19 protein-coding genes are annotated in these 21691 nt (G+C 70.0%); 6 read left to right on the top strand and 13 right to left on the bottom strand.

The features are described from left to right. Positions 1-55 precede the first annotated feature (55 nt). Positions 56-1039: a glutathione S-transferase family protein gene (locus tag FZN60_RS01965; protein WP_158870479.1), complete on the top strand. Its 984-nt coding sequence runs from the start codon at positions 56-58 to the stop codon at positions 1037-1039. Between the two features lie 10 nt (positions 1040-1049). Here FZN60_RS01965 and FZN60_RS01960 read toward each other — a convergent pair whose 3' ends face one another. Continuing rightward, positions 1050-1511, bottom strand: a complete 462-nt coding sequence (locus FZN60_RS01960; RefSeq protein WP_158870477.1) for an NUDIX domain-containing protein — start codon at positions 1509-1511, stop codon at positions 1050-1052. Between the two features lie 63 nt (positions 1512-1574). On the opposite strand from FZN60_RS01960, the gene FZN60_RS01955 reads away from it, so the two are divergent. Continuing rightward, on the top strand, positions 1575-2534 hold the full coding sequence (locus FZN60_RS01955; RefSeq protein ID WP_158870475.1) for a metallophosphoesterase family protein: 960 nt from the start codon (positions 1575-1577) through the stop codon (positions 2532-2534). 63 nt (positions 2535-2597) lie between these two features. On the opposite strand, the gene FZN60_RS01950 is transcribed toward FZN60_RS01955, so the two are convergent. The 4 genes from FZN60_RS01950 to leuA all read right to left on the bottom strand — a co-directional run bounded on the left by FZN60_RS01950 (position 2598) and on the right by leuA (position 7494). Then, positions 2598-3215: a hypothetical protein gene (locus FZN60_RS01950; RefSeq protein ID WP_158870473.1), complete on the bottom strand. Its 618-nt coding sequence runs from the start codon at positions 3213-3215 to the stop codon at positions 2598-2600. Between the two features lie 90 nt (positions 3216-3305). Next, positions 3306-4109 (bottom strand): alpha/beta fold hydrolase, encoded by an 804-nt coding sequence (locus FZN60_RS01945; RefSeq protein WP_158870471.1) that lies wholly within the window; start codon positions 4107-4109, stop codon positions 3306-3308. Further along, entirely contained in the window at positions 4106-5758 is a 1653-nt protein-coding gene (locus tag FZN60_RS01940) for a thiamine pyrophosphate-dependent enzyme (protein ID WP_158870469.1), read from the bottom strand. Before FZN60_RS01940 ends, FZN60_RS01945 begins: the two co-directional genes overlap by 4 nt. An 8-nt stretch (positions 5759-5766) precedes the next feature. Beyond that, positions 5767-7494, bottom strand: coding sequence for a 2-isopropylmalate synthase (gene leuA, locus FZN60_RS01935; RefSeq protein ID WP_158870467.1), 1728 nt, complete (start codon positions 7492-7494; stop codon positions 5767-5769). Positions 7495-7940: 446 nt separating this feature from the next. On the opposite strand from leuA, the gene FZN60_RS01930 reads away from it, so the two are divergent. Both FZN60_RS01930 and FZN60_RS01925 read left to right on the top strand, forming a co-directional pair. Continuing rightward, positions 7941-8183 carry an antitoxin gene (locus FZN60_RS01930; RefSeq protein ID WP_158870465.1) on the top strand — a complete coding sequence of 81 codons (243 nt, stop codon included), beginning with the start codon at positions 7941-7943 and terminating at the stop codon, positions 8181-8183. Next, positions 8180-8572, top strand: coding sequence for a type II toxin-antitoxin system VapC family toxin (locus FZN60_RS01925; protein ID WP_158870463.1), 393 nt, complete (start codon positions 8180-8182; stop codon positions 8570-8572). The genes FZN60_RS01930 and FZN60_RS01925 overlap by 4 nt, the downstream gene beginning before the upstream one ends. Here the strand turns inward: FZN60_RS01925 and FZN60_RS01920 are convergent. The 8 genes from FZN60_RS01920 to putA all read right to left on the bottom strand — a co-directional run bounded on the left by FZN60_RS01920 (position 8569) and on the right by putA (position 20010). Further along, positions 8569-9504 carry a cation diffusion facilitator family transporter gene (locus FZN60_RS01920; RefSeq protein WP_158870672.1) on the bottom strand — a complete coding sequence of 312 codons (936 nt, stop codon included), beginning with the start codon at positions 9502-9504 and terminating at the stop codon, positions 8569-8571. The two genes, FZN60_RS01925 and FZN60_RS01920, sit on opposite strands and share 4 nt — an antisense overlap. 20 nt (positions 9505-9524) lie before the next feature. After that, on the bottom strand, positions 9525-11702 hold the full coding sequence (locus FZN60_RS01915) for an anthranilate synthase (RefSeq protein ID WP_158870461.1): 2178 nt from the start codon (positions 11700-11702) through the stop codon (positions 9525-9527). Positions 11703-11855: 153 nt separating this feature from the next. After that, positions 11856-13040 (bottom strand): molybdenum ABC transporter ATP-binding protein, encoded by a 1185-nt coding sequence (gene modC / locus FZN60_RS01910; RefSeq protein WP_246726524.1) that lies wholly within the window; start codon positions 13038-13040, stop codon positions 11856-11858. Continuing rightward, the gene (gene modB, locus FZN60_RS01905) at positions 13037-13714 is read right to left on the bottom strand and encodes a molybdate ABC transporter permease subunit (protein ID WP_158870459.1); all 678 of its coding nucleotides are present in this window, start codon (positions 13712-13714) and stop codon (positions 13037-13039) included. The genes modC and modB overlap by 4 nt, the downstream gene beginning before the upstream one ends. 17 nt (positions 13715-13731) lie before the next feature. Then, positions 13732-14484 (bottom strand): molybdate ABC transporter substrate-binding protein, encoded by a 753-nt coding sequence (modA, locus tag FZN60_RS01900; RefSeq protein ID WP_158870457.1) that lies wholly within the window; start codon positions 14482-14484, stop codon positions 13732-13734. A gap of 67 nt (positions 14485-14551) precedes the next feature. Further along, positions 14552-14887: a winged helix-turn-helix domain-containing protein gene (locus tag FZN60_RS01895; RefSeq protein WP_369413021.1), complete on the bottom strand. Its 336-nt coding sequence runs from the start codon at positions 14885-14887 to the stop codon at positions 14552-14554. 35 nt (positions 14888-14922) lie between these two features. Next, complete coding sequence (locus FZN60_RS01890) at positions 14923-16602, bottom strand: formate--tetrahydrofolate ligase (protein ID WP_158870455.1); 1680 nt, start codon at positions 16600-16602, stop codon at positions 14923-14925. Positions 16603-16923: 321 nt separating this feature from the next. Beyond that, positions 16924-20010 carry a bifunctional proline dehydrogenase/L-glutamate gamma-semialdehyde dehydrogenase PutA gene (gene putA / locus FZN60_RS01885; protein ID WP_158870453.1) on the bottom strand — a complete coding sequence of 1029 codons (3087 nt, stop codon included), beginning with the start codon at positions 20008-20010 and terminating at the stop codon, positions 16924-16926. 118 nt (positions 20011-20128) lie between these two features. On the opposite strand from putA, the gene FZN60_RS01880 reads away from it, so the two are divergent. Both FZN60_RS01880 and FZN60_RS01875 read left to right on the top strand, forming a co-directional pair. After that, entirely contained in the window at positions 20129-20590 is a 462-nt protein-coding gene (locus tag FZN60_RS01880) for an Lrp/AsnC ligand binding domain-containing protein (RefSeq protein WP_158870451.1), read from the top strand. A 127-nt stretch (positions 20591-20717) separates the two neighbouring features. Continuing rightward, positions 20718-21665, top strand: a complete 948-nt coding sequence (locus tag FZN60_RS01875; protein WP_158870449.1) for a choline ABC transporter substrate-binding protein — start codon at positions 20718-20720, stop codon at positions 21663-21665. Positions 21666-21691: the final 26 nt, after the last annotated feature.

Genomic DNA, 21691 nt, shown 5'->3' with positions numbered 1-21691 from the left:
CCGGCCGGGGCGCCATGTGTGCTGACGAGATCGGCACGCGCGACGGAGGACGGCCATGGGGCTCTTGGTGGACGGCGAGTGGAAGGACGAGTGGTACGATACCAAGTCCACCGGCGGCAGCTTCAAGCGGACGACGACGAGCTTCCGCGACTGGGTGACCGCAGACGGCGGTCCCGGTCCCGACGGGCAGCGCGGCGTCAAGGCCGAGCCCGGCCGCTTCCATCTCTACGTCTCGCTCGCCTGCCCTTGGGCGCACCGCACGCTGATCGCGCGCAAGCTGAAGAAGCTTGAGGACGCGATCTCGCTGTCGATCGTCGACTGGCACATGGGATCGGAGGGCTGGGTCTTCTCCGAGCGCGACGGCGCGATCCCCGACACGGTGAACAACAAGCAGCGGCTCTACGAGGTCTACCTCCTCAGCGATGCGCACTATTCCGGCCGCGTCACGGTGCCCGTGCTCTGGGACAAGCGGGAGAAGCGCATCGTCAACAACGAATCGGCCGAGATCCTGCGCATGCTCGACACGGCCTTCGATGCCTGGGGCGACGCGTCCGTCCGCATCTCGCCGCCGGAACTGCGAGCCGAGATCGACGCGATCAACGAAGAGGTCTACGGCGCGGTCAACAACGGCGTCTACAAATGCGGCTTCGCGACGACGCAGGAAGCCTACGAGAAGCCGTTCCGGGAGCTGTTCGAAGCCCTCGACCGGCTCGATGAGCGCCTGTCGACGCAGCGCTGGCTCGTCGGATCGCAGGCGCCGACCGAGGCCGACTGGCGCCTCTTCACGACCCTGATCCGCTTCGACCCGGTCTATGTCGGGCACTTCAAGTGCAACAAGAAGCGGATCGCGGACTACCCGAACCTCTTCGCCTACATGCTTGATCTGTATCAGGTTCCGGGTGTCGCCGAGACCGTCGACTTCACCCACGTCAAGAACCACTATTATATCAGCCACAAGACCATCAACCCGACCGGCATCGTGCCGCTCGGCCCCGAAGAGGACCTGTGGCAGGCGCACGACCGGGCGCGGCTCGGCTGAGGCGGACGCCTCACCAGTAGGGCGAGGCGGGCACCTCGCCGGCCAGCTCCCGAAGCCGCCGGTGCGTGGCCGGCGTCGCGTCCTCCGGCAGCGCGTCGGGCGCGAAGAAGCCGGCCTCGGCGATCTCGCGGTCCGGCACCTTCGGCGCGCTCTGGACGAAGCTGTCGGAGCGGAACAGCGCGACGTGGTCGCGGCGCGAGGCCTGGTTGTTGAAGTAGAGGTTGAAGAGGGCGGGTTCGCCCTGGAGCTCGATATTGCCCTCCTCGCGCACCTCGCGGCGCATCGCTTCGCCGGCCGTTTCGCCTGCCTCGACGCCGCCGCCCGGCATGAACCAGCCCGTCATGTAGGTGTGGCGCACGAGGAAGATCCGCCCCTGCGCGTCGAACAGCGCGCAGCGAACCCCGAGCGTCAGGGGACGCGTGGCGAGGAAGCCCTTGTGGAGGGCCCTCAGCACGATCTTCGGCAGCGCCATTCCTGGTCCTTTTGTTGGGTCGGCCGGGTTTCCGCGGGGCGGCGGCAGGCTACTTCACCCGCCATGTACCGCCTTGCCCATCTCTCCGACATTCATCTGGGTCCCTTGCCCGAGCTCTCCATCAAGGAGCTCGCGACGAAGCGGATCACCGGCTTCGTCAACTGGCACCGCAACCGCGCCAAATCGATGTTCGGGGACACGCTGCTGCACCTCCTCGACGATCTGAAGGCGCAGCGTGCAGACCATATCGCCGTCACGGGCGACCTCGTCAATCTCGCGACGCGAACCGAGACGATCGCCGCCCGGCTCTGGCTGGAAGCGCTCGGCGCTCCGAAGGCGGTGTCGGTTGTTCCCGGCAACCACGACGCCTACGTGCCCGGCGCCCTGAAGCGAGCCTGCCAGGAGTGGAACCTCTACATGGCGGGCGACAACGCCCATCCCTCGACGGAAAAGCGCTTTCCCTATCTTCGCGTGCGCGGCAACGTCGCGATCCTCGGCGTCTCCACGGCCGAAGCGACGGCGCCCTTCTTCGCCACCGGCACCTTCAAGCGCGGACAGGCGATCGAGCTCGCGCGCCTCCTCGAAAGCTGCCGGGCGCTCGGCCTCTTCCGCGTCGTGATGATCCACCACCCGCCGATCGCCGGCTCGACCGACTGGCACAAACGGCTGATCGGCAAGCAGTTCTTCTCCAAGGTCATGCGCGATGCCGGCGCCGAGCTGGTGCTGCACGGGCATACCCACCTCGACACCCTCTACTGGCTGGACGGCCGCGACGGGCGCGTGCCGGTGGTCGGCGTGCCCTCGGCCAGCCAGTCCGCCGGCTCCTCCAAGCCGCCCGCGCGCTACAACCTCTTCGAGATCTCGGGCGAGCCCGGCCATTGGGACCTCGTCCAGCGCGAGCGCGGGCTGAAACCCGACGGATCCGGCATCGGCTGGGTCCGCCAGCGCCGCCTTCTCCACGACGGCACGGCGGAGGCGGTGCCCGAAACGGAAGACGCGGCGCCGGCCCGGGACGAGGATTGAGGCGCGGCGGACCGGCTCGCATCTCCCGCCCGCCCGGCAGCGAGGCCGGTCGCCCCGGGCCGATCAGTTCAGCGCGAAGCCGCGGTAATAAGCGAGCGCCAGCAGCGCGCCGGCGCCGAGCACGATGCCGAGCATGAGCCACATGGCGGCCAGGAGCCCTTCCTTGGCGCGTCCCGCCTTGATCTCGAGCGGATCGGCGGCCGCGCCACCGCCGGCCCGGCTTCGAACGCCGACGGCGACGCGCTCGGCGATACCATCGCCGACGGCGAGCGCCCGGTCGCGCTCGACGATGCGCTCCGCGACGTAGTCGGTGACACGGTCCGCCATCACGCGCGGATCGGTCGCCTCGGCGAGCAGCACCCGGCCCACCCGGGTTTCGCGCGACAAGCGGTAGGTCCGCCGGTCCCGCGCCATGGCGACGTGCGCCGTCGCGTCGATCCAAAGGCGCGGCTGGAGCCCGCCGGACAGCGCGAAGTCGAAGAACTCGCTGTCGGCCGGGAGATCGGCGATCAGACCGTCCAGAAGCTCCTGAAGGATTTCCAGGCGCGCGCGGTCGGCCTCGCGAATGTCGACGACGACGTCGGACCGGCTGGCGGCCGCGATCTTGGCCTGGCGCACGGCCTCGGCCAGCCGGCGCGTCCCGCCGGAGGCCACCGCGGCGCCCTCAACTCCGTCAATCATCACACCCGACCGCCGAACACCTTTCGTTCACCATATGTCATAGACATCACGGAAGGGAATGCTTCCTGCGCCGACGACGCGCGAGGTCGCCTATCGACAGGCTGCATCGGCCGCGGCGAGGTGCTCCGAAAGGATCGCGGCGAGCTGACCGGGCGCTTCCAGCATCGGCAGGTGGCCGACGCCTTCCAGGAACCGGCGCTGGAAGCCGGCCGGCGCGCCGTGCGCCTGTGCTGTCGGGGTCACCGGATCGGCGTCGCCCCAGACGAGGGTGACGGGGCGGCCCGCCGCGGCGACGGCGTCGAGCGGCAGGACGCCCTGCAGACCGGTGCCGAAGAGCTGGTCGAAGATCGAGGCGACAGCCGCCCGCCCCGCTTCGCCGGCCGCCGAGCGTTCGGCAAGGATCGCCGCGGCGATCGCGGCCGGCGCACGCCAGCCGGGCGCGCCCATGGTGGACAGGGCATCCGCGAGATCGGCGGGGTTCCGCGCCATAATGACGGCGCGAATCGGGTCGAGGCCGATGTCCGGTCCGAAGCCGCCCGGCGCGATCAGCGCCAGCGAGGCGACGCGCTCCGGCTCGAACAGGGCGGCGAGCGACGCGACGGCGCCGCCCATCGAGTGACCGACGAGGTGCACCGGCCCCTCGACGCCCATCCACGACAGCTCGGCGAGGACTGCGCGGGCCGCGAGCTTGGGCGGCCCGTATCCGGGATAGGACAAGGACCCGCCATGCCCCGGCAGGTCGAAGGCGACGACCCGGCGCTGGCGCGCCAGCATCGGCGCGACGACCTCCCAGGCCGCGGCCGAGCCGTCGAAGCCGTGGAGAAGGATAACGGGTCGCCCGGCCGCCTCGCGCGTCGCGGGCCATTCGCGACGGGCGAGATGCGGACCGCTCATCGCGGCTCGGCCGGTGCGTACCGCGTGGACGGCGAGATGCGGGCCGGATCGGTGACGACGTGAAGGAGTGCCGGCTCGCCCGCTGCGAGCGCCGCGCGCAGCGCCGGGGCGAAGTCCTCCGTCCGCTCCACGCGCTCGGCCCGGGCGCCGTAGGCCCGCGCCAGCGCGGCGAAGTCCGGGTTGACGAGCCCGGTGCCGGAGACGCGGCCGGGATAGTGCCGCTCCTGGTGCATGCGGATCGTGCCGTACTGGCCGTTGTCGAAGACGATGACCACCACCGCCGCGCCGGCCTGGACGGCGGTGCCGAACTCCTGTCCCGTCATCTGGAAGCAGCCGTCACCCGCAAGGGCCACGACGGCGCGCTCGGGGAAGCGGAGCTTGGCCGCCACCGCCGCCGGCAGGCCGTAGCCCATCGAGCCGGAGGTCGGCGCGAGTTGGTTGCCGAAGCCCGCCTGGCGCAGGAAGCGATGCGCCCAGGCGGCGTAGTTGCCCGCGCCGTTGGTCACGATCGCGTCCGCCGGAAGCGCGTCGCGCAACGCCGCGATCGCGGCGAACATGTCGACGGTGCCCGCGGGCGTCGCCTCGGGCTGCGGCGTCGACCAGGCGAGATAGGCTTCGTGCGCGATCGGCGTCTGCTCCGCCCAGACCGGCACCGTGGTCGGCGCAAGCCGCCGCAGGGCCCGGGCGAAGGCGACGGGATCGGCGGCGATGCCGAGCGCGGGCCGATAGAGCCGGCCGATGGCGGCGGCGTCCGGCAGAACGTGGACGAGGCGCTGGCGCGGCTCGGGCACGGCGAAGAGCGTGTAGCCCTGGCTCGGCACCTCCCCGAGCCGCGCGCCGATCGCGAGCACGAGGTCGGCCTCCGCGATGCGGGTCGCGAGCGCCGGATTGACGCCGAGCCCAAGGTCGCCGGCATAGCTCGGATGGCCAGTCGGAAAGACCTGCCGGCGGAAGGAGCAGACGACCGGCAGGCGCCAGTCCGCCGCGAAGGCTGCGATGTCGTCGACGGCCTCGCGGGTCCAACGGGGGCCGCCGAGGATCACCACCGGCCGCTCCGCCTCGGCAAGACGGGCGCCGAGCGCTTCCATCGCCGCGGCGTCCGGCTCGACCGACGGCGCCTCGACGAAATCCGGCGCCGCGGCCGCGGTCGGTCCCGACAGGGTATTCTCCGGCAGCGCGACGACCACGGGCCCGGGCGCGGGTCCGAGGGCGATGCGATAGGCTTCCTCGACGATTCCGGGCAGCGCGTCGGCGTTCTCCGCCTCGAACACGGCCTTGGCCATGCCGCCGAAGAAGCGGTCGTAATCCACCTCCTGGAAGGCGCCGCGGCCGCGGAAGCGCTTGGGCACCTGACCGACGAAGAGGATCATCGGCGTCCGGTCGTGGGCCGCCACGTGGACGCCGGCGGACGCGTTGGTGGCGCCGGGGCCGCGCGTGACGAAGGCGATGCCGGGGCGGCCGGTGAGCTTGCCGTCGGCTTCCGCCATCATCGCCGCGCCGCCCTCCTGGCGGCAGACCACCGTCTCGACGGGCGAATCATGCAGCGCGTCGAGCACCGGGAGATAGCTTTCCCCCGGCACGCAGAAGACGCGGGCGACGCCCTGGTTCTCCAAGGCCTTCACGAGAAGGACGCCGCCCGCAACGCTCATCGGACGCCTCAGCCGATGCGGTTGGCAGCCGCGACGATCGCCTTCAGCGAGGCGGTCGTGGCGTTCTGGTCGATGCCGGCTCCGAAGACGCGGCCGCCGGGATGCTCGATCTCCATATAGGCGATCGCCGACGCGTTCGACCCGTGCTGGAGCGAATGCTCGGAATAGTCGTGCACGGTGAGCGGCACGCCGAGATGGCGCGACAGGGCGTCGATGAAGCCGTCGATCGCGCCGGTGCCCCGGCCCTCGATCGAGATATCGCCGCCACCGTCGCGGATCGTCGCCTCGACGATCCGGCGGGTGCGGTCGCCGCCCTCGGTGCGCGTCACGTGGTCGACGTAGCGGAGCCGCGCACCCGACTGGTTCGCCTCGACGTAGGATTCAAGGAAGCGCTCGTAGATGCGCTTGACCGGCAGTTCCTTGCCTTCCTCGTCGGTGATCCGCTGGATCTCGTCGCGGAACTCGACCTGAAGCGCGCGCGGCAGGTTCAGCCCGTAATCGGCCTGCAGCACGTAGGCGATGCCGCCCTTGCCCGACTGCGAGTTGATGCGGATGATCGCCTCGTAGGAGCGCCCGACGTCGTTCGGATCGATCGGCAGGTAGGGCACCTCCCAGAGCGGCGAGTTGGCGACCTTCGCCGCCTTCATGCCCTTGTTGATGGCGTCCTGGTGCGAGCCGGAGAAGGCCGTGTAGACCAGCTCGCCGACGTAAGGGTGTCGCTCGGGGATGGCGAGCTGGTTGCAGTACTCGTAGACTTCCTTGACGGCGTTGATGTCCGACACGTCGAGGCCGGGATCGACGCCCTGCGTGAACATGTTCAGCGCCAGCGTCACGAGATCGACGTTGCCGGTGCGCTCGCCATTGCCGAACAGCGTGCCCTCGACGCGGTCCGCGCCCGCCAGGAGACCGAGCTCGGTCGCGGCGATCGCCGTCCCGCGGTCGTTGTGGGGATGCAGCGAGACGATGATGGTTTCGCGATTGTCGAGGTTGCGGCACATCCACTCGATCTGGTCGGCATGGATGTTGGGCGTCGACATCTCGACGGTCGCCGGCAGGTTCAGGATCAGCCGGTTCTCGCGGGTCGGCCGGATGATCTCGGCGACCGCGTTGCAGATTTCCGCGGCGAATTCGAGCTCGGTTCCGGTGAAGCTTTCCGGCGAGTATTCGAAGCGGTAGTCGCCGCCGACCTTGGCCGCCATGTCGGCGATCATCTTGGCGGCATCGACGGCGATCTGCTTGATGCCGGCACGATCCTTGTTGAACACGACGCGGCGCTGCAGCTCGCTCGTGGAGTTGTAGAAGTGGACGATCGGGCGCTTGGCGCCTTCCAGGCTCTCGAAGGTGCGGGTGATCAGCTCCGGCCGGCACTGCACCAGCACCTGCAGCGACACGTCGTCGGCGATCTCGCCCTTCTCGACGCACCAGCGGGTGAAGTCGAAATCGGTCTGCGAGGCCGAGGGAAAGCCGATCTCGATCTCCTTGAAGTTCATGGCCTTCAAGAGACGGAAGAAGCGCTCCTTGCGGTCCTGGCCCATCGGGTCGACGAGGGCCTGGTTGCCGTCGCGCAGGTCCACCGAGCACCAGATCGGCGCCGTCTCGATGCGTTTCGACGGCCAGGTGCGGTCGGGCAGGTCGACGGCGGGATAGGGCTGGTACTTGCGCGGAGCGGTGGGCATGCCGCCTGTGGCGGGAGCCTGATCGGCGGAGGGGGATACGGGCTGGCGGATCGCGGACATGGGTTCTGAAGAGCGCCTTCGTCGCTTGAACTGTTCAGCGGATGCCGTGCTGCGCCGAAGCCTCGGGCGGCTCGATGCGGGCGGTCATCCGGCAAATCGGATCGGATGTAAAGCGGAAGGGGCAGCGGCGATCGGCGAACCTCAGCGGGTTCGGGGACGGGCGCCGGCTTCGACCGCCGGACGCCCCTTTTCGATCAACGGGTCCGACGGTCGCGTCTAAGAAGAAGCGGAAGGGCGCGAAGCCGCGACGCGCGCGCAAGACCCACCGCCGTCAGCAGCGACAGGGACAGAGCCAGGATCAGGGCGGGCGCGATGGTCATGACGGGAAGGTGACGCGATTTGCCGTCCGCCGCAAGGGGGCATGGACACGATTTTCCGGCACAGGCTCGCATGGCATCGACCAGCACCGGATGCTATCTACCGTCCGTAGGTATCGAGGAGGATCCATGGACACGGCCAAGCTCTTCTGGACGGGACGCTCCCAGGCGGTCCGGCTACCCAAGGAATTCCGATTCGACGGGCAGGAGGTTCGAATCCGCCGACAAGGCCGGTCCGTGATCCTGGAGCCGATCGCCGACGACTGGTCCTGGCTCGACGACATCAAGGCGCCGCTGGACCCGGATGTCGAGGACGCGCTGCAGACTCAGCCGGCGGCGCAGGAGCGCTCGTCGCTAGGCGACCTCGATTGAGGTTCCTTCTCGACACGAACATCGTCATCGCGATTCTCAAGAAGGATCGGAGCGTGCTCGACGCCATGCGGCGTTGGCGCCCAAGCGACATCGGCCTGTCGGCGATCGTCTCGTTCGAACTCTTCTACGGCATCGACAAGAGCCGGCGCGCCGCGGCGAACCGCGCCAACTTCGAGGCCCTTCGCTTCGAAACCGTTCCGTTCGAAGACAATGACGCCCGGCACGCCGGCGACATCCGCGCGACGCTCGAGCGCCGCGGCACGCCGATCGGCGCCTACGACATCCTGATCGCCGGCCAGGCTCGCGCCCGCAGCCTAACGCTCGTCACGCGCAACACGGCCGAGTTCGCGCGCGTCGAAGGCCTCTCACTCGACAATTGGCAGGATTAGAGCACCGGCACGCCGGTCTGCTTGGCCTCGGCTTCCGGCTCGACGTGAATGAGGACGGTGACGTCGGCGAAGGCGGCCTGGAGGGCGTCCTCGATGCGGTCGCAGATGACGTGGGCGGCGCCGACCGTCATGGCGCCGGGCACGACCATGTGGAACTCGATGAACATGGCCCGGCCGGCGAGGCGCGTCTTGAGGTCGTGGACCTCGATGGCGCCTTCGGCTCGAGCGGAGATGATCTCGCGCACCGCCCCTTCTTCCGCCGGGTCCATCGCCTGGTCCATGAGGCCGGACAGCGAATGGGTGACGACGTGGTAGCCTTCGCGCAGGATGTTCAGCGCGACGAGCGCCGCCATGGCGGGGTCGAGGATCGTCCAGCCGGTGGCGGTCGCGACGAGGAGGCCGGCGAGGACGCCGACTGAAGTGACGACGTCGGCCATGATGTGCCGGCCGTCGGCGGCGAGCGCCGGCGAGCGCTTCTCGCGGCCGCGCCGGATCAGGTAGGTGGCCCAGAGGGCGTTGATTACCGTCGCGACGCCGTTGATGGCGATGCCGAGCGCCGGCGCTTCCAGCGTGCGCGGCACGAGATAGGCTTCCCAAGCCTCACGCAGGATCAGGAGCGCGGCGAGGACGATGAGGACGCCTTCCACCACGGCGGAGAAGTATTCCGCCTTGGTGTGGCCGAAGGGATGGTCGCTGTCGGCCGGCTTGTAGCTGACCGTCACCGCCCAAAGGGCGATGAGGCCGGCGACGACGTTGACGATCGATTCCAGCGCGTCCGAGAACAGCGCCACCGAGCCGGTCACGTAGTAGGCGGCGTACTTGATGCCGAGCACCAGGACGGCAACGGCGACGGTCGCCATCGCCGTGCGCTTGACCAGCTGCGCGCCGCCGGCATCGCTCACGGCCACCGCGCGCGGCAGCTCCGCTCCCATTCCCACCATGGCTTGCACCTTCAGGCTGCCCTCACCTTCGCGCGCCGCGGCAGGTGCGCGACGACGTTCTCGATCATCCGCATGCCGGCCTCACCGCCCAGACTCATGATGCTTTCGGGATGGAACTGCACGGCGGCCACCGGCTCCGTCCGGTGCTCGAAGGCCATGACGATCCCGTCCTCGGTCTCGGCCGTCACCTCAAAGTCCTTCGGCAGGCGCACGGGATCGGCGAAGATCGAGTGGTAGCGCCCGACGGTGACGTCCTGCGGCAGGCCGGAGAAGATGATCCCCGGCTTCGAGACGCGGATGCGCGATGGCTTGCCGTGATAGGGCACGTGCAGCGTGCGGAGCGTCCCGCCATAGGCCTCGGCCAGCGCCTGGAGCCCGAGGCAGACCCCGAACACGGAGGCGCCGTGGGCGCGGGCGGCGAGGATCGTGTTGCGGCAGTCGAAGTCGGAGGGCGTGCCCGGCCCCGGCGAGAGCACCACGAGGTCCGGGTCGACGCGCTCGAAGATCTCCGGCGGCACGGGCGTGCGCACGGTGGAAACCTCCGCCCCGGTCTGGCGGAAGTAGTTGGCGAGCGTGTGGACGAAGGAGTCCTCGTGGTCGACGAGGAGGACGCGCACGCCCTCGCCCACCCTGGCCGCGTCGCGGCCGGCCGCGCCCGCGTTCGAGGCGCCGGCCTCGCGGATGGCGGCGAGAAGCGCCGACGCCTTCAGCTCCGTCTCGGCCTCTTCCTCGTCCGGCACCGAATCGTAGAGGAGCGTCGCGCCGGCGCGCACCTCGGCGATGCCGTCCTTGAGGCGGATGGTCCTGAGCGTCAGGCCGGTGTTCATGTCGCCGTTGAAGAACACCATGCCGACCGCCCCCCCGTACCAGGCGCGGGGGCTCTTCTCGTGTTTTTCGATGAAGCGCATGGCCCAGAGCTTGGGCGCGCCGGTGACGGTGACGGCCCAGGCATGGGACAGGAAGGCGTCGAAGGCGTCCATGCCGTCGCGCAGGCGCCCCTCGATGTGGTCCACCGTGTGGATGAGGCGCGAATACATCTCGATCTGGCGCCGGCCGATGACGCGCACCGAGCCGGGGTCGCAGACGCGGCTTTTGTCGTTGCGGTCGACGTCCGAGCACATGGTGAGCTCGGACTCGTCCTTCTTGGAGTTGAGGAGCTTCAGGATCTGCTCGGAATCGGCGATGGCGTCGGCGCCGCGCTTCACCGTGCCGGAGATCGGGCAGGTCTCGACGCGCCGGCCCGAGACGCGCACGAACATCTCCGGGCTCGCGCCGACTAGATATTCGTTCTGCCCGAGATTGACGAAGAAGGAATAGGGCGACGGGTTCACCGCCTTCAGCCGCCGCGAGATTTCGGACGGCCTGTGCTCGGCGCGCTCGAAGAAGACCTGGCCCGGCACGACCTCGAAGAGGTCGCCGCGCACGAAGCGCTCCTTGGCGAGCCGCACGAGGTCGGCATATTCGCCGGGCTGGTGGTCACCGCGCGGCGGAATGCGGTCGGCCCTAACGAAGGGCGCATCGGGACCGCCGCCCTCGAGCCCCGCCGTCGAGGCACCCTGCATCGCGAAGTCGAAGGACACGAGCGAGGCCGAGGCCGAGTAGTGGTCGACTTCGAGCAGCTCGTCCGGCAGGTAGAGCACGAGGTCGCGCCGCTCGGGATCGCGCGCGAGCGTTTCCTCGACGCGGTCGAACTGGAAGGCGAGGTCGTAGCCGAAGGCGCCGTAGAGGCCGAGATCGCCGTCCTCGCCCGAGCGGAACAAGTCGACGATGGCGCGCAGCACCGAGAAGACGGTCGGCATGCGCGAGCGCTCTTCTTCCGTGAAGGCGCCTTCCGGCTGCTTCACGGCGAGGTCGAGGCGATCGGGGGCGCGGCTCGCGGAGGCGATGTCGGCGTGGCCGGAGAGCGCGCCCTCAACGAGCCCGAGGATCACTCGGCCCCGCGGGTTCAGCGCCTCGATCCAGACCGCGCGCCCGCGCGAGGTGACGACGAGCGGCGGGTCGACGAAGGCGACGTCCTGGCGCGTATAGCGGCCGGGGAACTCGTAGTTGGAGAAAAGGACGGCGCCGCGGCGGGTGTCGAGCTTGTCGAAGTAGGGCTCGATCGCGCCGGCATAGGGCACGGCGCGCCTGCGGCGCGACACCTCGACGCCGCCGAGGGTGACGTAGGTCTCGATCGCTTCCATCGTCATGCGGCATTCCCTCCGATTGCGTCGCTCGGGGGCCTCTTCGAAAACCGAAAGGCCGCCGGGGTTCCCGAGCGGCCTCCTGTCTGCATCGCGCATGCAAGATCGAGCCCGCTCTTCAGCTGGCCCACCACCACATCGCGACGACGATCTTCGTGTTCATGGCGACGACGGATAGCCGAGGTCGGGTCCCGTGGCAACGCCAAGATCTTTGGCTCCGGTTTCGCCCGCACGCTGTGTCGCGAGCGACATCGTCTTGACCTGCGCGAACACGCGTTCGCCCGGCTGAAAGGCGAAGCGGCGGGCGGAGCGGCGCGTGATCCGGGCGAGAATGGTGGCGCCGTCCGGCGCCCCGAGGGGACGCAGCGTGACCAGCGCTTCCGCGGCAGTGGTTTCCTCGACGCGGACGATCTCGGCGCGCAGGGCGTTGAGGATCGTCGAGGGCGCCGGCGCCTGGCGCGACAGCGAAACGTCGGAGGCCTCGATCCGCACCCGCCGCGCCGCGCCGACGTCGCCCGGAGAGCTGCCGGCGACGAAGAGCGGCTGGCCGAACAGGTCGATCTCGGCGAGGGCATCGCCCACGTCGAAGGCGGCGACGCGCGCCGTCAGCACCGCCGCGGCGCCCCGTCCCTGCCGGAGACCGGCGGCCCGGAGCGTCGGCTCCAGCGCTCCGGCGGCCGCGACCCGTCCGTTTCGCAGAACCACGATGCCGTCGGCGAGGCGCTCGACCTCGGCAAGGTCGTGGCTGACATAAAGGATCGGGATCGACAGGCTCGCGTGCAGCCGCTCCAGATAGGGCAGGATCTCGTTCTTCGCCTCGGCACCGAGCGCCGAGAGCGGCTCGTCCATCAGGAGGATGCGCGGCCGCGACAGGATCGCGCGGGCGAGCGCGACGCGCTGCCGCTCGCCGCCCGACAGACGCGCGGGCGCGCGGGGCAGCAATGGCTCGATGCCGAGGAGATCGACGATCTCGGAACGCGCAGCCGGATCGACGCCGCCGGTGCGCTTGGCGCCGTAGTCGATGTTGGCCGATACGCTGATATGCGGGAAGAGGCTCGCCTCCTGAAAGACGTAGCCGAGCGCGCGCCGGTGGGGCGGCACGAAGCGGGTGCCGTCCTGCCAGGTTTCGCCACCGATGCGGACCCGCCCGTCGAGACGTTGGAGCCCGGCGACGGCGCGCAGGACGCTGGTCTTGCCGGAGCCGGACGGGCCGAAGAGCGCGGTCACGCCCTGAGCCCGCGCCTCGAAGGCGACGTCGAGGGCGAAGGCGCCGAGGCGACCGGACAGGGCGACGGAGACATCGCGCGGCGTGTCGGCCGCGATGGGCCGTTCTCGTCCCGTCACGCCCCTGCCCTCGCCCGTCTCGCGCGGCGGTCGATCACCGAGACCGTCAGGATCACCGCGAAGGCGAAGACGAGCATGCCGGCGGAGAGGATGTGAGCCTCGCGCCAGCGAAGCGTCTCGACGAAGTCGAAGATGGCGATGGAGAGGACCTTGGTCTCGCCGGGGATGTTGCCGCCGATCATCAGGACGACGCCGAACTCGCCGACCGTGTGGGCGAAACCGAGGACGGCGCCCGTGAGAATGCCGGGTCGGGCGAGCGGCAGGCCGACGGAAAGGAACGCGTCGAGCGGCGAGGCGCGCAGGGTCGCGGCGACCTCGAAGGGGCGCTCGCCGGCCGCCTCGAAGGCGTCGCGGATCGGCTGGACGGCGAAGGGCAGCGAGAAGACCACCGAGCCGAAGACGAGGCCCTCGAAGGTGAAGGCGAAGGTGCGCACGCCGAAGAGCCCGCCGAGCCCGTCCGGCCCCAGCGCCACGAGGAGGTAGAAGCCGAGGACGGTCGGCGGCAGGACGAGGGGCAGCGCGACGAGCGTGCCGACCACTTCCTTGGCCCGGCTCTTCGTGCGGGCGAGCCACCATCCCAGCGGAATGCCGACGAGAAGAAGGAGGAGCGTGGTGACGGTCGCGAGCTGGAGCGTGAGAAGGATCGCGCCGCCGATCTCGCCGTCGAAGTCCATGCCCCTCCCCTCGGATCTCAGGCGCCGGCGTCGAGGCCGTAGCCATACCTTGCGATGATGGCCTTCGCCTCGTCGGTTTTCAGGAAGTCGACGAAGGCGGTGGCGGCCGGGTTGTCGGCGCCGGTCTTGAGGAGCACGGCGTCCTGGCCGATCGGCTCGTAGAGGTCCTGCGGCACGTCCCAGCGCGAGCCGGCTGCGGCGTTTATGACCTGCGCGAGCGCGACGAAGCCGAGCTCGGCATTGCCGGTCTCGACGAACTGGAAGGCCTGGGCGATGCTCTGGCCCTGGACCACCTTCCCCTTCAGCGCCTCGTAGACGCCGAGCTTCTCCATGGTCTCGACGGCCGCCGCGCCGTAGGGGGCGGTCTCTGGATTGGCGATGGAAATCTTGTCGAAGCTGCCCGCCTTCAGCGCCGCCTCGCCGTCCGTCACGTCGGCGCTCGCGCTGTAGAGCGCCAGCTTGCCGACGGCGTAGGTGAAGACGCTGCCCTCGACGCCATAACCCTCCTTGACCGCGAGGGTCGGGCGCTCGTCGTCGGCGGCGAGGAAGACCTGGAAGGGCGCCCCTTGCGTCACCTGCGTGTAGAGCGCGCCGGTCGCGCCGAAGGAGAGCTGCACCTCGTGATCGGTCTTCTCGGCGAAGGCCGCGGCGATCTCCTTGGCCGCTTCCGTGAAGTTGGCGGCGACCGCGACGCTCGCCGTGTCGGCGAAGGCCGGCAGGGGCGCGGCAAGAACGAGGCCGGCGAGAAGGGCAAGGCGGGTGATGCGCATGAACGGCCGGCTCCGATATGTTGATCCCGACATATCGTTATAGGTAGGGGTCCGATTCGGGCAACCGTTATGTCCCATGGGACACATCGCGGCGCGCGAGATCGGCGAGCGCCGCGAGGTCCGCCGCGATCGCCGCCACGGCCTTCGCCTCCATGGCGCGGTAGCGCGCGAGAACCGCCTCGCCGCGCTCCGTCAGGTGCGCGCCGCCTTGCGCCGCGCCGCCGCGGGACGATTCGACGAGCGGCGTCGGAAAGTCGGCATTCAGCGCCTCGACGAGGCCCCAGGCGCGCTTGTAGCTCATGCGCAGCCGCCGGCCGGCGGCGGCGATCGAGCCCGCCTCGCCGATGGCTTCCAGGAGCGCCGCCTTGCCGGGCCCTAGGGCGACGCCGCCGGGAAGCTCCACCCGCAGGTGCGACAGCCGCCCCTCCCCGGCCGCGGTCAGAATAGGCCCTCGATCTGGCCGGCCTCGTTGAGGAAGATGCGCTCGGCCGCCGGGCTGCGCGGCAAGCCGGGCATGGTCATGATCTCCCCGCAGATCGCGACGACGAAGCCCGCGCCCGCCGACAGGCGCACCTCGCGCACGTGGACCGAATGGCCGCTCGGGGCGCCCAACAGGGACGGGTCGGTCGAGAAAGAATACTGCGTCTTCGCCATGCAGACCGGCAGGTGCCCGTGGCCCCGCGCTTCGAAGTCGGCGAGGAGCGCGTGCACGCTTCGTTCGGCGGTGGCCTCGGCGCCGCGATAGATGCGCTTGACCACCGTCTCGATCTTCTCCCAGAGCGGCATGTCGTCGGGATAGAGCGGGGCGAAGTTGTCGGCGCCGTGGTCGGCCATGGCGGCGACCTTCTCGGCGAGCTCGGTGATGCCGGCCGAGCCTTCCGCCCAGTGGCGGCACAGCACGGCCTCGACGCCGAGGCCGGCGGTGTAGCGCTTCACCGCCTCGATCTCGGCATCCGTGTCCGTGCCGAAATGGTTGATCGCGACCACCACCGGCACCCCGAAGCTTTTGACGTTCTCGATGTGCCGGCCGAGATTGGCCGCGCCGCGCTTCACGGCGTCGACGTCCTCGCGGCCGAGCTCGTCCTTCGGCACCCCGCCATTCATCTTCAGCGCCCGCACCGTCGCGACGATGACGCTGGCGGCCGGCTTCAGCCCGGCGATGCGACACTTGATGTCGAAGAACTTCTCGGCGCCGAGATCCGCGCCGAAGCCGGCCTCGGTGACGACGTAGTCGGCGAGCTTCAGCGCCGTCTTCGTCGCCAGCACCGAGTTGCAGCCGTGCGCGATGTTGGCGAAGGGGCCGCCATGGACAAAGGCGGGATTGTTCTCCAGCGTCTGCACGAGGTTCGGCTGCAGCGCGTCCTTGAGGAGCACGGCCATGGCGCCGGCCGCGCCGATGTCGGCGGCCGTCACCGGGCTGCGGTCGACGCGGCTCGCGACGACGATGCGGCCGAGCCGGGCTTCGAGGTCCTCGAGATCGCGGGCGAGGCACAGGATCGCCATGACCTCTGAGGCGACGGTGATGTCGAAGCCGGTCTCGCGGGGATAGCCGTTGGGGACGCCGCCGAGCGAGGAGACGATCTGCCGGAGGGCCCGGTCGTTCATGTCGAGGACGCGGCGCCAGGTGACGCGGCGCGTGTCGATGGCTTGGCGGTTACCCCAGTAGATGTGGTTGTCGACGAGCGCGGCGAGGAGGTTGTGGGCCGAGGTGATGGCGTGGAAGTCGCCGGTGAAGTGGAGGTTCATGTCCTCCATCGGAATGACCTGCGCGTAGCCGCCGCCGGCTGCGCCCCCTTTGACGCCGAAGCAGGGGCCGAGCGAGGCCTCGCGGATGCAGATCGCCGAGCGCTTGCCGATGCGGTTGAGGCCGTCGCCGAGGCCGACCGTCGTCGTCGTCTTGCCTTCGCCGGCCGGTGTCGGGTTGATCGCGGTGACGAGGATCAGCTTGCCGTCCGGCCGGCCGTCCAGCGACCGGATGAACTCGGCCGAGATCTTCGCCTTGTCGCGGCCGTAGGGGACGAGGTCGTCCTCGGCGATGCCGAGGCGCGCCGCGACGTCCCGGATCGGCTTCTTCTTCGCGGCCCGCGCGATCTCGATGTCCGACAGCACCGTCGCCATTCCGCCTCCGGTCAATCCCGTGCCGCGGCGACTCGGGGGCCGCCGTTCCGGCGGACCATAGCTCCGGGGGCCTTGAGAGGCGACGGCAAAAACCCGGCGCGGGTGCCGCGCCGGGTTCCTGATGCGATGCATGTCATGCCGGGGTTTCGCGCGGCTGCAGGGAGGATCGCCGCGCGGGACACCCGTTCGATCGTCGTGAAAGCCGAGGGGCCAGGACCCGGTACGGGAGGAGAAACCGGGAGCGGCGCGTGCCATCGTTTCCGCGACATGCCGACACTAGGCCGGCATGCTTGTCCCAAACTGACGCAACTGCTCTGCCCGTCACGACTCCATGGCGATGAGGCTGGCATTGCCGCCGGCCGCCGCCGTGTTGGTGGAAACCACCTGCTCGATGGCGAAGCGCTGGAGGTAGTTCGGCCCGCCCGCCTTCGGACCGGTGCCCGACAGGCCCGAGCCGCCGAAGGGCTGAGAGCCGACGACGGCGCCGATCGTGTTGCGGTTGATGTAGACGTTGCCGACCGACAGCCGCTCGGAAACCGTGCGGATGGTCTCGTCGATGCGGCTGTGGATGCCGAGCGTCAGCCCGTAGCCCGTCGCCTCGATGGCGTCGCAGACCTTGTCGAGCTCGCCCGCCTTCCAGGTGACGACGTGGAGGACGGGGCCGAAGATCTCGCGCGTCAGCTGCTCCGGCCGGTCGAGCTTCACGACCGCCGGCGCGACCCAGTGGCCGCCGGGCGGCAGGCTTGCCGGGAGCTTGCCCTTGAAGCGAACGCGCTTCTCGCGCTCCATCGCGGAGACGTGCTCGTCCAGCATGCGCTTCTGCTCGGCGTCGATGACCGGGCCGATGTCGGTGGCGGGGTCGGCGGGATCGCCGACGACGAGCTCCGCCGCCGCGCCCTCGATCATCTCGACCACGCGGTCGGCGACGTCGGCCTGAAGGAACAGGAGCCGCAGCGCCGAGCAGCGCTGGCCGGCCGAGCGGAAGGCGGAGGAGACGACGTCGTCCGCCACCTGCTCGGGGAGAGCCGTCGCGTCGGCCACCATGGCGTTGATGCCGCCGGTCTCGGCGAGGAGCGGCACGATCGGTCCGCTCTTGGCCGCCAGCGCCCGGTTGATCGCCTGCGCCGTCTCGGTCGAGCCGGTGAAGGCGATCATGGCGCAGGCGGGATGCGCGACGAGCGCCGCGCCGACCGCCCCGTCGCCGACCGCGAGGTGCAGGGCATCGGCGGAGATGCCCGCCTCGCGCAGGATCGAGACGGCGATGCCGGCGACGAGCGGCGTCTGCTCGGCCGGCTTGGCGACGACGACGTTGCCCGCCGCCAGCGCCGCGGCGACCTGGCCGATGAAGATCGCTAGCGGGAAGTTCCAGGGCGAGATCGCGACGACGACGCCGCGCGGCCGGTGAACGAGCTTGTTCTCCTCGCCCGTCGGACCGGGCAGCGCCTCGGCGTGCCCGAAGACCCGCTCCGCCTCGCCGGCATAGAAGCGCAGGAAGTCGGCCGCCTCGCGGATCTCGGCGATGGCGTCGTCGATGGTCTTGCCGGCCTCGCGGGCGAGGAGCGCGGTGAACTCGGCGCCCCGCGCCTCGATCTTGTCGGCGGCGCCCCGCAGCGCGGCGGCCCGACGCGACACCGGCACCTGGCCCGTGGCCCGCACGGCCCTGGCCGCCCGGTCCATCAGCGCGCGCGCCTCGGCCTCGCTCAAGGGGCGGCAGGCGCCGACCTCGGAACCGTCGACCGGCGAGCGAACGGGCACGCTCGCGCCCTCGAGGGCCACGCGCTTGTTCGCCGCCTCGTTTCGGCGCGCGAGGAAGCGCTCGAATCCGGCACGCTCGCCGAATTCAAGCCCGGCCGAGTTGCGCCGCGCGCCGAACAGCGCGGCCGGCAGGATGATGCGCGGATTGGCGGCGGAGGCGCCGGCCAGAAGATCGCGCGGGCGCTTCAGCAGCTCGTCCACCGGCACGTCGGAATCGCCGACCTTGGCGACGAAGGAGGAGTTGGCGCCGTTCTCCAGGAGCCGGCGCACGAGATAGGCGAGAAGGTCGCGATAGCCGCCGACCGGCGCGTAGATGCGGCAGGGCACGCGCTTTGCGTTCTCCTCGCGCACGATCTCGTAGAGCGCCTCGCCCATGCCGTGGAGGCGCTGGAACTCGAAGCCGGAGGGCTCGTCGCCGGCCATTTCCAGGATGGTCGCGACGGTCAGCGCGTTATGCGTGGCGAACTGGGGATAGAGCCGGGCGCGCCGTTCGAGGAGGCTTTTCGCCGCCACGAGATAGGACAGGTCCGTCGAGGCCTTGCGGGTGTAGACGGGAAAGCCGGACAGGCCCTTTTCCTGCGCGAGCTTGATCTCGGAGTCCCAGTAGGCACCCTTCACGAGGCGAACCATCATGCGGATGCCCGCGGCCTCCGCCAGCGCGTCGACGTGGTCGATCACGGCCAGAACGCGCTTGCCATAGGCCTGGATGGCGAGGCCGAAGCCGTCCCAGCCGGCAAGCTCCCCGGAGCGCACCACCGCGTCGATGACGTCGAGCGACAGCTCCAGCCGGCTCGCCTCTTCCGCGTCGATCGTCAGGTTCAGGTCGTGCGCCTTGGCGCGGCGGGCGAGCTGGAGAACGTCCGGCACGAGCTCGCGCATCACCCGCTCGCGCTGCGTCGGCTGGAAGCGGGGGTGGAGCGCCGAGAGCTTCACCGAGATGCCGGGGCGGTCGGGCAGCGCGTGGCTGCCGGCCTTGGCGCCGATCGCCTCGATGGCGTCGGCATAGGAGCGGAAGTAGCGCTTGGCGTCGGCGGCCGTGCGGGCGCCCTCGCCCAGCATGTCGTAGGAGTGGCGGTAGCCCTTCTTCTCGGCGGCCTTCGCCCGGTCGAGGGCATCCTCGATCGTCTCGCCGAGGACGAAGTGCCGGCCGAGGAAGCGCATGGCCTGGCGCGTCGCGTGGCGCACGGCCGGCGCGCCGACGCGCTTGACGAGGCCGGAGAGGACGCCCTCGGGCGTCTCGCCGGGGCGGATGATGCGGGCGGAAACGCCGAGCGCCCAGGCGGAAGCCGCCGTCAGCATGCGCTCGCCGCCCTCCTCGCGGTTCGCCCAGTCGCCGGCGCCGATCTTGTCCTCGATCAGGCGGTCCTGCGTCTGCGCGTCGGGCACGCGCAGCAGCGCCTCGGCGAGGATCATCAGCGCGAGCCCTTCACGGGTCGACAGGCCGAACTCGCGCAGGAAGTCCTCGACGCCGCCGATGCCGCCAGAGCGCCCGCGGATGCCCTCGATGATCCGCCGCGCCCGCGCGTCGACGGCGGTCTCGTCGTGGCGCCAGGCGGCGCTCGCCTGGAGGAGGCGGGCGACGACGCCCTCCTCGTCGGGGGCGAAGGGAGCGGAAAAGGCCGGGGGGAAGGACGCGGCGGGGGCGAGCGACATGGGGGCGGGTCTCCGTCGGGGATGTCCCGCACATAGCAAAGGAGCCCGGCGCGCTTCCCACCGTTCTTTGGGGCGCAAGCCGTGACTTCCGGGGCGAAACCATGCTTCAACCGCGGACATGACGGCGATCGACCGCAAGGACCTGAAGATCCTCGACGAGCTCCAGCGCGACGGGCGGCTGACGACGACGGAGCTGGCCAACCGCGTCCACCTGTCGCCTACCGCCACGGCCGACCGCGTGCGGCGCCTGACGGCCGAGGGCTTCATCCTCGGCTATGCCGCGCGCTTGTCGCCGGAGAAGCTCGGGCGCGGTCTCATCGTCTTCGTCGAGGTGCGCCTCGACCGCACCAGCGAGGACGTCTTCGCCGAATTCGCCAAGGCGGCCCGCGCCAACGCCGACATCATGGAGTGCCACATGGTGGCGGGCGGCTTCGACTACCTCCTCAAGGCGCGGGTCAAGGACATGGCGGCGTACCGCGCCTTCCTGTCCGATGCGCTCCTGAACCTTCCCGGCGTCCGGGAAACGCACACCTATGCCGTGATGGAGGAGATCAAGAACACGAGCGCGCTCGCGCTCTGACTGTTTCATCCGCGGCCGAAACGTCGCATTCACGCTTGAGGACGGGGTGCGGAGAGGTCACTCTTTGGCCCGTCCAGCAAGCCCGAAGAAGAGGGCTGGCGATTTCCGTCGGCCGCAAGGAGACCCCATGAGACCGATCCTCGCCATTGCCGCAACCGCGCTCGCTGCCGCCGCCTTTGCCGGGCCCGCCGCCGCCCAGGACGGCGAGGCCTGCGAGACCGTCCGCCTGTCGGACGTCGGCTGGACCGACATCACCGCGACCACCGCGGTCGCCTCACAGGTTCTCGAGGGCCTCGGCTACGAGCCGGACGTGAAGGTGCTCGCCGTGCCGGTCACCTTCGCCTCGCTGAAGAACAACGACCTCGACGCCTTTCTCGGCCTCTGGATGCCCTCCATGCAGGCCGACGTCGCCCCCTATCTCGCCGACAAGTCGGTGGTCGACCTCGGCACCAACCTCGAAGGCGCCAAGTACACGCTGGCGGTGCCCAAGGCCCTCTTCGACGAGGGGCTGAAAAGCTTCGCCGACATCGGCAAGTTCGCCGACAAGCTCGGCAACAAGATCTACGGCATCGAGCCGGGCAACGACGGCAACCGCCTGATCCTCGACATGATCAACAAGAACGCCTTCGATCTCGGCAAGTTCGAGCTGGTCGAGTCGTCCGAGCAGGGCATGCTGGCGCAGGTCGCCCGCGCCACCAAGGCGAACGAGCCGATCGTCTTCCTCGGCTGGGCCCCCCATCCGATGAACACCAACTTCCAGCTCGAATACCTTGCCGGCGGCGACGACTTCTTCGGCCCGAACTACGGCGGCGCGACGGTCTCGACGGTCACCCGCGCCAACTACGCGGCCGAGTGCCCGAACGCCAACAAGCTCCTCGACGCCATCCAGTTCACGCTGGATTCGGAGAGCCAGATCATGGGCGCGATCATCGACGAGGGCGAGGATCCGGAAGACGCCGCCAAGGCCTGGCTGACCGCCAACCCGGGAAGCTGGGAGCCCTGGCTCCAGGGCGTGACGACGCTGGACGGGCAGGACGGGCTCGCCGCCGTCAAGGAGCATCTCGGCCTGTCCTGAGCTTCGGCTCCGAACGGCATGATCTC

This window comes from Antarcticirhabdus aurantiaca (assembly GCF_009765365.1).
GTDB lineage: Bacteria > Pseudomonadota > Alphaproteobacteria > Rhizobiales > Rhizobiaceae > Antarcticirhabdus > Antarcticirhabdus aurantiaca.
The sequence above is the reverse complement of the archived record's forward strand: the minus strand, read 5'-3'. Positions and strand labels throughout refer to the sequence as shown.